General features: G+C 71.7%; 11 protein-coding genes. 6 read left to right on the top strand and 5 right to left on the bottom strand.

What is annotated here, in order from left to right; all coding sequences use genetic code 11:
• Positions 1–17: 17 nt before the first annotated feature.
• Positions 18–1,301, bottom strand: a complete 1,284-nt coding sequence (locus ACIRVF_RS19010; protein ID WP_402818657.1) for an extracellular solute-binding protein — start codon at positions 1,299–1,301, stop codon at positions 18–20.
• 337 nt (positions 1,302–1,638) lie between these two features.
• Between ACIRVF_RS19010 and ACIRVF_RS19005 the strand changes: the two genes are divergently transcribed.
• The 4 genes from ACIRVF_RS19005 (at position 1,639) to ACIRVF_RS18990 (ending at position 5,628) form a co-directional block, all read left to right on the top strand.
• Positions 1,639–2,427 (top strand): GntR family transcriptional regulator, encoded by a 789-nt coding sequence (locus ACIRVF_RS19005; RefSeq protein WP_402818654.1) that lies wholly within the window; start codon positions 1,639–1,641, stop codon positions 2,425–2,427.
• A gap of 312 nt (positions 2,428–2,739) precedes the next feature.
• Entirely contained in the window at positions 2,740–3,003 is a 264-nt protein-coding gene (locus tag ACIRVF_RS19000; protein ID WP_402818651.1) for a DUF3311 domain-containing protein, read from the top strand.
• Positions 3,000–4,610, top strand: a complete 1,611-nt coding sequence (mctP, locus tag ACIRVF_RS18995) for a monocarboxylate uptake permease MctP (RefSeq protein WP_402818648.1) — start codon at positions 3,000–3,002, stop codon at positions 4,608–4,610. The genes ACIRVF_RS19000 and mctP overlap by 4 nt, the downstream gene beginning before the upstream one ends.
• 154 nt (positions 4,611–4,764) lie before the next feature.
• Positions 4,765–5,628 (top strand): histidine phosphatase family protein, encoded by an 864-nt coding sequence (locus ACIRVF_RS18990; RefSeq protein ID WP_402818645.1) that lies wholly within the window; start codon positions 4,765–4,767, stop codon positions 5,626–5,628.
• Positions 5,629–5,635: 7 nt separating this feature from the next.
• On the opposite strand, the gene ACIRVF_RS18985 is transcribed toward ACIRVF_RS18990, so the two are convergent.
• A complete protein-coding gene (locus tag ACIRVF_RS18985; protein ID WP_402818642.1) occupies positions 5,636–6,580 on the bottom strand; it encodes a helix-turn-helix domain-containing protein in 945 nt (314 codons plus the stop codon).
• 418 nt (positions 6,581–6,998) lie between these two features.
• Here ACIRVF_RS18985 and ACIRVF_RS18980 point away from each other — a divergent pair, with 418 nt between their 5' ends.
• Positions 6,999–7,493, top strand: coding sequence for a GNAT family N-acetyltransferase (locus ACIRVF_RS18980; RefSeq protein ID WP_402818640.1), 495 nt, complete (start codon positions 6,999–7,001; stop codon positions 7,491–7,493).
• A 195-nt stretch (positions 7,494–7,688) separates the two neighbouring features.
• Positions 7,689–9,845 (top strand): acyltransferase family protein, encoded by a 2,157-nt coding sequence (locus ACIRVF_RS18975; RefSeq protein ID WP_402818637.1) that lies wholly within the window; start codon positions 7,689–7,691, stop codon positions 9,843–9,845.
• Positions 9,846–9,867: 22 nt separating this feature from the next.
• Here the strand turns inward: ACIRVF_RS18975 and ACIRVF_RS18970 are convergent, their stop codons facing one another.
• The 3 genes from ACIRVF_RS18970 to ACIRVF_RS18960 all read right to left on the bottom strand — a co-directional run bounded on the left by ACIRVF_RS18970 (position 9,868) and on the right by ACIRVF_RS18960 (position 13,462).
• Positions 9,868–11,067: a glycoside hydrolase family 113 gene (locus ACIRVF_RS18970; protein ID WP_402818634.1), complete on the bottom strand. Its 1,200-nt coding sequence runs from the start codon at positions 11,065–11,067 to the stop codon at positions 9,868–9,870.
• 15 nt (positions 11,068–11,082) lie between these two features.
• Complete coding sequence (locus ACIRVF_RS18965; protein ID WP_402818631.1) at positions 11,083–12,534, bottom strand: glycosyltransferase family 2 protein; 1,452 nt, start codon at positions 12,532–12,534, stop codon at positions 11,083–11,085.
• 67 nt (positions 12,535–12,601) lie between these two features.
• Positions 12,602–13,462 (bottom strand): hypothetical protein, encoded by an 861-nt coding sequence (locus ACIRVF_RS18960; protein WP_402818628.1) that lies wholly within the window; start codon positions 13,460–13,462, stop codon positions 12,602–12,604.
• Positions 13,463–13,551: the final 89 nt, after the last annotated feature.

Genomic DNA, 13,551 nt, shown 5'->3' with positions numbered 1-13,551 from the left:
CGACGCCGCTCAATGCCTCAGTTCTTCTGGTTGAGCCGCTTGGCGATCTCGTCGTCGTACTTCTTCGCGGTGGACGCGTAGTCGGCGCCCTGGAGGACCGCGGTCAGGAAGTCCTTGATCGGGTTCGGGGTGTTCTCCACGCTGGCCCAGTTCGGGGTGATCGGGGTGGTCCCGCCAACCGCGGTGCCCACCTGGGCGGCCTTCGCGAAGTCACCGGTGAGCTGGCTGTTCAGGGCCGGCTTGTTCGGGATGTTGCCGGCCGCGGCGACCAGGCCCTCGTTCTTGTCGTCGAGGGCGACCTTCAGGAAGTCCTTCGCCATCGCGGTGTTCTTGCTCTGCGAGGCGATCGCGAGGTTCGAGCCACCGATGAAGACGCCGGACGGCTTGTCGGCGGTCTTGCCCGGGATCGGGAAGAAGCCGATCTTGTCCTTGGCCATGGCCTTCTCGTCCGGGAGCTCCCAGCCGAGGGCGATCATGGTGCCGATGTCACCCTTGGCGAAGACGTCCTTCTGCTGCGGGGTGGCCTCGTCCTTGTCCTTCGGACCGGTGACCGAGTAGCTCTGCAGCTTCTTGTAGGTCTCGAAGGCCCGCTGCGCCTCCGGCGACTCCAGGCCGCCGACCCACTTGCCGCCCTCCTGCTTGGCGATCTTGCCGCCCTCGCCGGTGAGGAAGCCGAAGTAGGTGTACCACTCCTGGCCCGGCAGGTAGATCGGGTCGTTGACGCCCTGGGTGGCCTTCAGCTTGTCCAGGTCGGCGTAGAACTCGTCCAGGGTCTTCGGGGCGGCGGTCAGGCCGGCCTTGGCCCACAGGTCCTTGTTGTAGGCGACCACGCGGTTGGAGACCCACCACGGGGCGGCGTACTGCTTGCCGTCCAGCATCGCGGCCTCGTTCTGGTTGGCCGCCCAGGCGTCACCACCCAGCGCGGACTTGTCCTTGGTGATGTCCAGCAGGCCGCCCGAGGCGGCGTAGCCGGAGGTCTGGGTGTTGCCCAGCTCCAGGACGTCGACCGAGCCCTCGGAGAGCGCGGCAGTGATCTTCGGGCCGATGTCGGTCCACTCCTGGGTCTGGAAGTCGACCTTGGAGCCCGGGTAGGTGGACTCGAACTCGTTCTTGACCGAGTCGGTCCAGCCCTTGGGGGCCGACCCGCTCATCACCCACACCTTGAGCGTCTTGCCCTTGTACCGGTCGGCGGCGGTGGAGGACGACGAGCCGCCGTCGTCCTTCTTGCCGTCCGAGCCACAAGCCGCGAGACCGACGACCATTGCTGCGACGCCGACCGCCGCGATGAGCTGACGCTTCACGCCATCCTCCTGAGGGATGCCTGGGTTACCCCCGTCGGGCGGTAGCGGCATACCCACGCAAAGCGGGAGAACTGGCGCCGCGGACCCCTTCGAACGGGTGGGGGGATTCATCGATACCGGCCTAGTGGTGTAGACCAGATGCCTGGAGCTTGGCCTAGACCAATGGGCCTGTCAACGGCTGTTCGAGGGTTCTCGACCACCCGTTACCAAGCCGACACCGCACATCGTTCATCGCGTGATGAGGTATTCGTTCCGCAGCCATACATGCAACGATGTGATCCGTTAACGATGTGGCGGGGCGGTAAAAGGCCCCGCGAGAAGCGGGAGAACAGGTCCGATGAGCAGCGACGGGGGAACCACCGCCCAGGCCGACGACCCCGAGGTGAGCAACCTCCCGACGCAGAGCGCCGACGCGACCGCCCGCGTCCCCAAGTACTACGGCCTCAAGCGCCACCTCCTCCAGCTCACCGAGACCCAGCCCGCGGGCACCCCGGTCCCGCCCGAGCGGGCGCTGGCCGCCCAGTTCGACACCTCGCGCACCACCGTCCGCCAGGCCCTGCAGGAACTGGTCGTCGAGGGCCGGCTGGAGCGCATCCAGGGCAAGGGCACCTTCGTGGCCAAGCCCAAGGTCGCCCAGGCGCTGCAACTCACCTCCTACACGGAGGACATGCGCGCCCAGGGCCTGGAGCCCACCTCCCGGCTGATCGAGATCGGCTACATCACCGCCGACGACCGGCTCGCCCCGCTGCTGGACATCAAGCCCGGCGGCCGGGTGCTGCGGATCGAGCGGCTGCGGCTGGCCAACGGCGACCCGATGGCCATCGAGGTCGCCCACCTGTCCGCCAAGCGCTTCCCCGCCCTGCGGCGCAACCTCGCCAAGCACAACTCGCTGTACGCGGCGCTGCGCGAGGTCTACGGGGTCACCGTGGCCGAGGCCGAGGAGACCATCGAGACCACCCTCGCCAACCCGCGCGAGGCCGGGCTGCTGGGCTCCGACCTCGGTCTGCCGATGCTCCAGCTCTCCCGGCACTCCTTCGACGGCGAGGGCGACCCGGTGGAGTGGGTCCGCTCGATCTACCGCGGCGACCGCTACAAGTTCATCACCCGGCTGAAGCGTCCGGAGTAGTCGGCGCCGCCGTTCCACCACGGGCACCGGCGCGCACGGCCCGCGCGCCGGTGGCACCCGGACCCCGGGGGCGGCGAGCGGTCGCGTGCGCGAGCGGCAGCGTCCGGATGGCGGGAAGTTGTGCCAAGTCCGGTGACATGGATCACGTCATGCTCTAGATTGCGCAGCCAATACTGACTGCCGATCACCGATGGTGCTGCTCGGCGGGCTCGCGGGGGCGCGCGGCGCTTCCGGGGGCTGCGGCGCCGACGGGGAGAACCCTCCGGAGCGGAGCCGAAGATGCCCTCTGACCCATCCCCCGACCAAGCTGTCATGCCCGAGCCGGCCGGGGACCCCGTCCCGGCGGTGACCCCCGAGCGGGTGCTGGCCGGACTCGCCCTGCTCGTGCCGATCGTCGCGATGCTCTGGGTCTCCTCGTACGACAAGACCGACCCGGCAGTGGCCGGGATGCCCTTCTTCTACTGGTACCAGCTGCTCTGGGTGCCGGTGTCGGCCCTCTTCACGGTCGCCGCCTACCTGCTGATCAACCGGGACGAGAAGGCCCGCAAGGCGGCCCGGAACGGCGGTGCGCGATGAAGGACGTCAACGTGCCGGCCCTCGTGGTCTTCGTGCTGTTCTTCCTGCTGGTCACCGCGATGGGCTTCCTCGCCTCGCGCTGGCGGCGGGCGGACGACGCGGCGCACCTGGACGAGTGGGGCCTGGGCGGGCGCAGCTTCGGGACCTGGGTGACCTGGTTCCTGCTCGGCGGCGACCTCTACACCGCGTACACCTTCGTGGCCGTCCCGGCGGCGGTCTACGCGACGGGTGCGGCGGGCTTCTTCGCGGTGCCGTACACGATCATCGCCTACCCGCTGGTCTTCCTGTTCCTGCCGCGGCTCTGGTCGGTCTCCCGGGTGCACGGCTACGTGACCCCGGCCGACTTCGTCCGCGGCCGCTACGGCTCCCGGCCGCTGTCCCTGGTCGTCGCGCTGACCGGGATCCTGGCCACCATGCCGTACATTGCCCTGCAGCTGGTCGGCATCCAGGCCGTCCTGGACGTGCTCGGCGTCGGCGGCGGGGAGAACGCCAACTGGTTCGTCAAGGACCTGCCGCTGTTCCTCGCCTTCGGCGTGCTGGCCGCCTACACCTACTCCTCGGGCCTGCGCGCCCCGGCGCTGATCGCCTTCGTCAAGGACGCCCTGGTCTACATCGTGATCATCGTCGCGGTGATCTACATCCCGATCCGCCTCGGCGGCTACGGGCACATCTTCAGCGCGGCCGCCGACCACTTCAAGCAGGCCAAGGCCGGGTCGATGACGATCCCGGACAACAAGCAGTGGACGTACGCCACGCTGGGGCTGGGCTCGGCGATGGCGCTGTTCATGTACCCGCACTCGGTGACCGGCGTGCTGGCCTCCAAGTCCCGCAACACCGTGCGCCGCAACATGGCGATCATGCCCGCCTACTCGCTGATGCTCGGCCTGCTGGCGCTGCTCGGCTTCATGGCCATCGCGGCGGGCGTGGGCAGCGGCGTCAAGGGCTACAACTCCCAGCTGTCGGTGCCGCAGCTGTTCGCGAGCATGTTCCCGGACTGGTTCACCGGCGTGGCCTTCGCCGCGATCGGGATCGGCGCGCTGGTGCCGGCCGCCATCATGTCCATCGCGGCGGCCAACCTGTTCACCCGCAACGTCTACAAGGAGTGGCTGAAGCCCGCCGCCACCCCCGCCGAGGAGACCCGGATCGCCAAGCTGGTCTCGCTGCTGGTCAAGGTGGGCGCGCTGGTCTTCGTCCTCGGCATGGACAGGCAGGCCGCGATCAACCTCCAGCTGCTGGGCGGCCTGTGGATCCTGCAGACCTTCGTGGCGATCGTCGGCGGCCTGTTCACCCGCTGGTTCCACCACTGGGCGCTGTTCGCCGGCTGGGCGGCCGGCATGGTCTACGGCACCTGGAAGGCGTACGGGCTGGCCAGCCCGGCCACCAAGCACTTCGGCGGCAACGCGGCCGAGATCCCCGGCATCGGCGAGATCGGCTACATCGGCCTGACCGCCTTCGCGCTCAACCTGATCGTGGCGGTGGCGCTCACCCTGGTCCTGCGGGCGGTCAAGGCGCCCGACGGCCCGGACGAGACCAAGCCCTCCGACTACAGCGCCGAGGCCGGCGACGACGAGCTGAAGAACGCGCCGGAGCCCGTAGCGGCGCACTGATTGGCCGTGCACGCGCCCTGTGATCGCGCCGCCTTCTCCGTGAACACTGGAGGAGGCGGCGCGATCATATGTATGAACAGGCGTGCACGCCGGGCACCACCAGACCGGACCGGCATCCGGCCGGAACCTGATCGACCACGGGGAGCTCGCGGCCATGGCAGAACTCGGCATCACCCTGAACGGCCAGCACAAGTCCACCCAGCACCAGCCCAACCTGAGCGCGGTGACCGCCGTCACCGCGAGCGGGGCCGTCGGTGCGAGCGGCGCCGTCGGCGCGAACGGCTCGGCGGGCACGCCCGGCGGCCCGGCGGCCACCCGGCTGCCGTCCGTCCTGATCGCCACCCGGCACGGCGAGTCCACCGCCAACGTCGAGTTCCAGCTGGCCGAGGCCGCCGGCGCGCTCAGCGTCCCGATCAGCTGCCGCGACGCCGACATCCCGCTCTCGCTGCGCGGCCAGCGGCAGGCCCAGGCGCTCGGCCGCTGGTGGGCCGCCCTGCCCAGCGCCGACCGGCCGCGCAGCGTCTGGTGCTCCCCGTACGTGCGCACCGCCGAGACCGCCCGGATCGCGCTCGCCCAGGCCGCCGGGCTGGGCGCCGTGCCCGTCACCCTGGCCGTCCGCTACGACGAGCGGCTGCGCGACCGCGAACTCGGCGTCCTGGAGATGCTGCCCAAGGCCGCCATCGAGGCCAAGCACCCGGAGGAGGCCGCCCGGCGGCGCAAGATGGGCGAGCTGTACTACCGGCCGCCCGGCGGCGAGTCCTGGGCCGACGTCGCCCTGCGGGTGCGCAGCCTGCTGCGGGACGTCTGCGAGGAGGAGGCCGGACGGCCCGTCCTGCTGGTCGCCCACGACTGCACCGTGCTGATGCTGCGCTACGCCCTGGACCGGCTCACCGAGGAGCAGCTCACCGGGCTCGGGCCGGTGCACAACTGCTCCACCAGCCTCTGGCGCTCCCAGGAGGGGCGGCTGCGGCCGGACGGCTGGAACGGCGTCGCCCACCTCGACGCCGGGGCGGACTGACCGCCCGTCACCCGCCGCCGAAGCAGCGCCGGTAGGCCAGCGGCGTGGTGCCCAGCCGGCGCCCGAAGTGGTGCCGCAGCGCCGCCGCGTTGCCGAACCCGCAGCGGGCGGCGATCGCGTCCACCGACTCGGTGGTCGACTCCAGTAGCCGCTGCGCCAGCAGCACCCGCTGCCCCACCAGCCAGCGGTGCGGGGTGGTACCGGTCTCCTGCTGGAAGCGCCGGGCGAAGGTGCGCGGCGACATGTGCACCCGGGCGGCCAGCTGCTCGACGCTCGCCCCCTGGTCCGGGTGGTGGCGCATCCAGTCCAGCAGCGGGGCCAGCGAGTCGCCGCCCTCCGGCAGCGGACGGTTCACGAACTGCGCCTGCCCGCCCTCCCGGTGCGGCGCGACCACCATCCGGCGGGCGATCCCCAGGGCCACCTCGGCGCCCTGCACCTTGCGCACCAGGTGCAGGCAGGCGTCGATGCCGGCCGCCGTACCGGCCGAGGTGATCACCGGGTCGTCGTCCACGTAGAGCACGTCCGGTTCGACCACCGTCCTCGGGAAGCGCTCGACCAGCTCGTCGCTGTGCCGCCAGTGGGTGGCGGACCGGCGGCCGTCCAGCAGCCCGGCGGCGCCCAGCACGAAGGCGCCGCTGCAGATGGACAGCACCCGGCCGCCGTCCGCCACCACCGCGCGCAGCGCCTCCAGCAGCGGCTCCGGGTAGTGCGTGCGGATCGTCGAGGCGGTGACCACCGCCAGGTCCGCCCCGGCGAGGCGCTCCGGGCCGTACGGGACGTCCACCGCGAAGCCCGAGTGGGTCGCGTGCGGCCCGGGCCGGGCGCCGGCCAGCGCGAAGTCGTACCCCGGCAGCCCGTCCGCGGTCCGGTCCAGGCCGAAGACCTCGCAGGCCACCCCGAGTTCGAAGGGGTGGACCTCCTCCAGCACCACCGCGACCACGTTCTTCAGCATGCCGCCCAGGATGCCCCGCCGACCCGGCCCGGGGAAGGGGCGGCCCTGGCAGGATTTCGACGGAACCCGGCCTTCCTGCCACTCGTGGGCACCCCCACCGCCCGGCCACAGTGGTGGCCATGGACAGCGACACCCTCGCCAGCGCACTCGGCCTGGTCGGCGCGGTCGGCGGCTTCGGCCTGCTCGGCACCCTGATCGGCCGCGAACTCTCCCGCGGCCCCGCCGCCGGCCGCGACAACCACCACCGCCCCGGCGGCTACCCGGCCGACCCCGACCGCGCCGACCGGCTGTACGGCACCCTGCCCGCCGCCTCGCTGCGCCCCTCCGCCGCCCCGGCCACCCGCCCGGCATCCCCTTCCCTGAACCCCCGGAAGCCCCCCGCATCCGGAGCCCCCCACGGCTCCGGCACACTGGCCCGATGGACTACCTCATCCGCCACGCCCTCCCCCAGGACCTCGACGAGGCCGGCCGGATCACCGTCGACGCCTTCGTCGGCGACGGCTTCACCGACCCGGCCGGCAGCTACGTCCAGCTGCTGCGCGACGCCGAGCGCCGCTCCCGCGAGGCCGAACTCCTGGTCGCGGTCGACGCGGCGGACGAACGGCTCCTCGGCTGCGTAACCTTCGCCGTCGGCGGCACCGAGTGGGCCGACATCGCCACCCCGCGCGAGGGCGAGATACGGATGCTCGCCACCGCCGCCGCCTCCCGCGGCCGCGGCGTCGGCGAAGCCCTGGTCCGCGCCTCCGTCACCCGCAGCCGCGAACTCGGCCTGGCCGGCATGGCCTTCTCCACCCGCCCGGAGATGACCACCGCCCACCGCATCTACGAGCGCGTCGGCTTCCGCCGCACCCCGGAACGCGACTGGGCCCCCTTCCCGGGAATGGACCTGATGGTCTACACCATGGCGTTCTGACGCCCCCACGGCCGCTCACCGGCCGCCCCCGCCCCGGTGACCGGCAGACGATCACCAGACGTCTTTTGATATAAACCACAGATCAAGACACGTCTCAGTGACACGTCGCGACAATCGATCGACCCCGGGGGGACGCACCACATGGACGACGGGCCCGGCCTCGGCGCGCCCGGAAGCGGCCCCACGCTCCAGGACATGCGCGAAGCACGGGGCCGCCAAGCCCCGACCACCAGCCGTTACGCGATACCCGCGCCGGTCCCCGCACCGCGCGGTCCCCTGCCGCCCTCGGTCCGTTTCAAGGCGGTCGACGGGCTGCGCGGCCTCGCCATCGCCTCCGTGCTGCTCTACCACACCGACTGGTTCCAGAACGGCCTGTTCGGCGTGGACGTCTTCTTCGTACTCTCCGGCTTCCTGGTCAGCCTGGTGCTGATCCGCGAGCTGGACCGCACCGACGGCATCCGGCTCGGCGTCTTCTACCGCCGCCGCGCCAAGCGGCTGCTGCCCGGCCTGCTCGCCACCATCATCCTGGTCGTCGGGCTGTCCGCCCTGGTCAGCCCGCTACGGGACGTCAAGGACCTGCGCCCGCAGGCGCTCGCCACGCTCGCCCAGATCGCCAACTGGGCCCAGCTGTCCCGCGGCGACGCCTACTGGCAGCACTTCGCCTCGATCGACCCGCTCGCCGCCATGTGGTCGCTCAGCATCACCGAGCAGTTCTACGCGCTCTGGCCGCTGCTGCTGCTCATGGTCTTCGGCCTGTGCCGGCGCTCGCTGCGCGCCACCGGCATCGTCACCGCCGTCCTGTTCGCCACCTCCGCCGCCGTCGCCCCGCTGATGTGGAACGGCGACAACAGCGACCGCCTCTACCTCGGCACCGAGACCCGCGCCGTCGGTTTCGCGGCCGGCGCCACCGCCGCCTTCGGTGTCTACCTGTGGTTGCGCGCCCGGGTCCGCACGGAGGCCGCCTCCGGTGCGGACGGTGCCCGGACCGGGCGCGGCCTCCCGGGCGCGGCCCTGCCCACCCTGGTCGGCACCGCCGCCCTCGGCGGCCTGGTCTGGGCCAGCCTGTCCGTCGGCTCGTACCACGAACCCTGGCTCTACCAGGGCGGACTGGCCGTGGTCGCGGCGCTCGCCGCCGTCCTGACCGCCTCGCTCTGCTTCGACCGCGGCCCCCTGGTGTGGCTGCTGTCGCTGCCCCCGGTGCGGCTCACCGGCACCATCTCGTACAGCCTCTACCTGCTCCACCTGCCGGTGTACTGGCTGCTGCAGCACTACGTCGACGACATCTCGCCGCAGAAGCTGCTGCTGATCGGCGGACCGGTCTCCTGGGTGCTGGCCTGGCTGCTGCACACCGCCACCGAGAAGCTGCGGGTGCTGCGCTGGCGGGCCTTCCCCGCCGTCCCGCTGCTGGCCGTCACGGCCGCGGTGGCCACCACCGGCGCCTGGTACCTGCCGGCCTGGGTCACCCACGACATGAAGTCCGGGCCGGACGACAAGCCCGTCGTCCTCGTCCTCGGCGACTCCTTCGCCCAGGACCTCGCCACCGGCCTGTACCGGCACGGCGACCGCTACCGGGTCGTCGACGGCGGTATCAGCGGCTGCGGCGTGTTCGACCCGGACAAGGTGCGCACCACCTCCGGAACGGAGTTCGAGACCAGCCAGGACTGCCGCGACCGGACCGCCGAGTGGGACCGGAACCTCGCCTCCGCCGCGCCGAAGGCCGTCGTGATCCACCTCGGCTGGGACGCCGCCGAGCAGTACCTGGACGGCACCTGGCTCAACCCCTGCGACGACGACTACCGCAGCCGGTACCGCACCCAGCTCACCCAGGCCGTGGAGCAGGTCCGCCGGCGCGCCCCCGGCGCCCAGGTGCTGCTGATGAACGAGCGCGTCGAGAACGGCGCCATCAACAAGACCTGGGGCGGCTGCTACAACCAGCAGGTCGGCGACTTCGTGAAGTCCGCCGGCGGCACCGTCCGGCTCGTCGACCTCGACACCTTCTACTGCCCGTACGACACCTGCGTCTGGAAGGACAAGGACGGCCACTGGGTCACCCCCGCCAACGACGGGGTGCACCTCACCCCGGCGGGCATGCGGTTCGTGACGCCGTGGCTGGAGAAGGAGATCGCGGGCGCGCTGTCCGGGGCCAAGCCGGACCAGCCGGCCGGCCCGGCACCCACCCCGAGCCCCACCGCGGTCCCGACGCCCGCCCCGACGCCCACGGCCACGAGCACCCCGACGCCCACCGCGACCACCAGGCCGACGGGCCGTCCGACCGGTGCCAAGCCGAACCGGACGCCGACCGGCAAGGCGAGCTCCGGCACCGGCGAGCACCCGGCCGGGCCCCAGCAGTAGCCGGGACCCGGCCCGGGGGCCGCTACTGCTGCGGGACCTCGTAGGTCTGCGCGAAGCAGTCCCGGATCGCCTTCTCCGACTTCGGACGCCCGGCGTAGTCCATCCGCGGGGTGTCCGGGGTGGTCGGCAGGGTCGGGTCGATGCCGAAGTACAGCGACCAGAAGTACACCCCGCGCAGCTTGCGCTGCTGCGCCACCTGACAGACCGCGGTGAACCAGGTGGCCTGGACGGTCTCGTTCAGTTCGGTCTTCTTGTAGTACTCGCCGGGGGTCTTGTACGCGCCGTTCTGCGCCGGGATGCCCACCTCGGTGAGTTTGGTGGTCGGCTGGGGGCCCTTGCCGCGGTGGTCGAGCCAGGCGTTCCAGCTGGCCTCCAGGTCGGCGATCGGCGCGTCGTCGTCGGAGTTCTTGGCCGGGGGGTAGGCGTCCGCTCCCGTGCCGTCGGCCGGCACCGCTATCGCGCCCTTGGCCCAGTTGTCGAAGTTCGCGTCGTACTCCAGCTCGCCGTGGAAGGTCTTCCGGGCCTCGACGATCAGGTCCTGCCAGTGCGGGTCGCCCTCCAGCGAGTTGAACTCGGTGCCGATGGTGAACGCGGCCGCCGAGTGGTCCTGGGCGGTCTTCAGGTACGGCGCCAGGAAGGCGGCGTAGCTGGCGAACCAGGCGTCCCGGTCGGTCGGCGTGATGTTGCCGCGCCACTTGAGGGTGTGGACGTAGTCGAACACCTCCTCGTCCATGATCGGACGCACGGTGGTGCGCAGCCCGGCCCGGTGGGCGGCGTCCAGCAGCAGCGCGAGGCGCTCCGGGCTGGGCGAGGTCGGCCGGGCGGCGACGGCGTTCGACCTGGTGCCCGTGGTGTAGTACGGGAACGTCACCGACAGGGAGTTGGCGTTCAGCCCGACCACGTACTTGACGATGCGGTCGACCTTGCCCTGGACGAAGCTGTCCGGGTCCGCCGGGTCGTCCAGCCAGTACACCTGTACGCCCCACTCCGGGCTGCCCTTGGTCCACGGACGGGCCACCTTGGGGCCGGTGTCCGCGGGGGCCGCGGGCTCGTCCTTGCCGAAGCCCCAGACCCGGCCCTGCTCGGTCGGGGCACCGGCCCAGTGCACCTCGGTGGGGCGCCGGTGGTCGAACCGGATCGGGTGGTCACCCCAGACCACCGGGACGACGACGGTGATGCCGAGCACCACGGTGGGCAGGACGAAGATCGCGGGGCGTTTCACAGGCGTGGTTTCCGATCAGGCCGGCTTGGCGATGACGACGAACTTGTTCTCCTCGCGCTTGAGGAACTTGATGAGTCCCCGCAGACCGCCCCAGCCCTCCAGGAAGGAGAACAGCGGTATGCAGGCCACCACGACGATCGGCTCCCACCACTTGCGCCGGTGGTTGGCCGAGGAGACCACGTTCAGCCGCAGTCCCTCCCAGTAGGTCCAGATCACGTAGGCGAAGTTGATCGCCCACAGCAGCACCACGGACTGGGTGACCGGCGAGGTGTTCCAGGTGCCGGTGAACCAGGCGACCATCAGCACCAGGCCGACGTGCTGGAGCGGGCCGAGCACCCAACTGACCATGCCCATCCCGATGAAGAGCCGGTAGCGCAGCGGGATCGTCCTGTTGAAGCAGAGCGCGACCAGGCCCCAGGCCCAGCGCTCGCGCTGCTTGAGGAAGTCCTTGACGCCGGCCGGCGAGGCGCCGTAGCAGCGCCCGTTGAACCAGTCGCTGCGCCCCGGGTAGCGCTGGCAGAAGTTCAGCGCCATCTGGGCGTCCTCGACGATGGTCTTCGGCCCGAAGTCCCAGCCGATGGTGGCCTCCACCGAGGAGCGCACGATCAGCAGTTCGCCGTGCACGCCGGCGATCGGGGTGCCGGTGCCGGTCATCGCGCGGAAGCGGGCGATGTCGTCGGCCGGGCGGATCGCGTCGGCGAGCCAGGTGAAGGTGGAGACGGCGTTCTCCCGCGGGTACGTCAGGATGCCCTGCGCCATGTGCTTGGCGTCGTCCCCGGCCCGGCGCTGCCGGTTGACGAACTGGGCCACGGCGGCGGCGGTGTCCGGCCCGACGCCGGTGTCGTCGTCCATGTGCAGCACCCAGACGTCGTCCTCGGCCTCGCCCTCCTCGATCCGCAGCTCGTGCGAGTAGTGGTTGGCGCGGGCCTTGAACTTGGTGCCGTTGGCCGTCTCGTACGCCTTCGGCACGGTCACCACCCGGATCAGCGGGTGGCGCTCGGCCAGTTCGTCGATCTTCTCGGCGGCGGCGCAGCCCTCCTCGGTGAGGATGTCCACCCGCATCCACGGGAAGTAGGGGGGCAGGTGCTCGACGTACGAGAGCACCGAGCGCTCCAGCGCCGGGTAGGTGTCGTGGCGGCCGATGGTCGGCACCAGCACGATCAGGAAGTCGTCCTCGACCGGCGCCGGCGGGGTCATCCTGTCCACCTGGCGCAGCCGTCGGCGGACCATCAGCACGCCCTGGAAGCCGATCAGCACGCCGAACACCGGCATGCCCCACAGGATGGTGATCGCCCAGCCGAGCGGGGTCGGGTTGGGGACGTACGCCCAGATCGAGAAGGCGAAGATGATCAGGAAGGCGACGTAGAACGGCAGCACCCTGGGCTTCCACGACATCTGTCGCTCGGCGAGCCGGGCGGCCTCGCGGGACGTGGTGAGCACCGTCCGCACGGGGGTTGTCGATGTCATGGCGGAAGTCGTTCCTCGTCTGGTAGCGGTCCGGCCCCGGGGCGGGGCGCGGGTTCTCGGTGAGCAGTCAGGACTGCGGCGGGCGGTCGGCCGGCGGGGCGGCGGCCGGTGGCGGCACCACCGGTCCGGGGGCGACCGGCCCCGGGGCCACCGGGCCGGCGGCCGGCCCGCCGGGAGCGGGCGGGGCGGCAGGCCAGGGCTGCGGGGCCGGGGCCGGCTGGTACGCGGTCGCCGCCTGGGTCGGCTGCTGGGCGTACGGGAGCGGCTGCGGCGGCTGGGGCTGCACGTGCTGGGGCTGCGGCTGGGCCGGCTGGGGCTGGGCCGGGGGCCAGGCGGCGGGCTGGGGCTGGGCAGGCTGCTGCTGCCACCCGGGCTGGGCCGGCGGCTGCTGCGGCCAGGCCGACTGGGGCTGCACGTGCTGGGGCTGCGGCTGGGCGTAGGGCACGGGCGTCGGCGCGGCCGGCACGGTCTGCAGGATCGACCAGTGCGGCTCCCCGCTCTCCCCGCCCTCCGACTGCTCCCGCCACTTGGAACGGGCCAGCAGCACGATCAGCACCGCGGTGACGACCACGCCGAGCGCGAAGGTCGCCAGCTTCAGCCCGCCCTCGGTGGTCCCGGTGAACCACTCCCGCTGCGGCTTGTCCAGCAGCGCGCCGGTCAGGCTGCGCACCCGGTTGTAGCCCTCGACCAGGGCCACCCCCGCCGCCACCCCGAGCGCCCAGTTGCGCCCGCGCAGCAGCAGGATGCCCGCGATCAGGTACAGCAGGCCGTAGTTGAGGCTTCCGGTCTCGGCGTCGACCGAGGTCCCGCCGTAGTAGAAGATGCCCTTGAGGTACGTGGCGAAGCCGACCTGGCCGAAGCAGTTGTAGGCCGCCCAGCCGAGCAGCACCACGCCCCAGCCGATCGCCAGGCCGCCGGCCCCACGCATCGGACGCGTCCGTTCCATCCCCTACCCCCGCCCCTTCGGCCCACTCCCGACCGTCCGCCCAGCCCTCGGTTTCGCCGCCACAGGATGCC

The organism is Kitasatospora sp. NPDC101157, from assembly GCF_044768255.1.
In the GTDB taxonomy this organism is placed as follows: Bacteria; Actinomycetota; Actinomycetes; order Streptomycetales; family Streptomycetaceae; genus Kitasatospora.
Note: the sequence above shows the minus strand (reverse complement) of the source record. Positions and strands in the feature narration are given on the sequence as shown.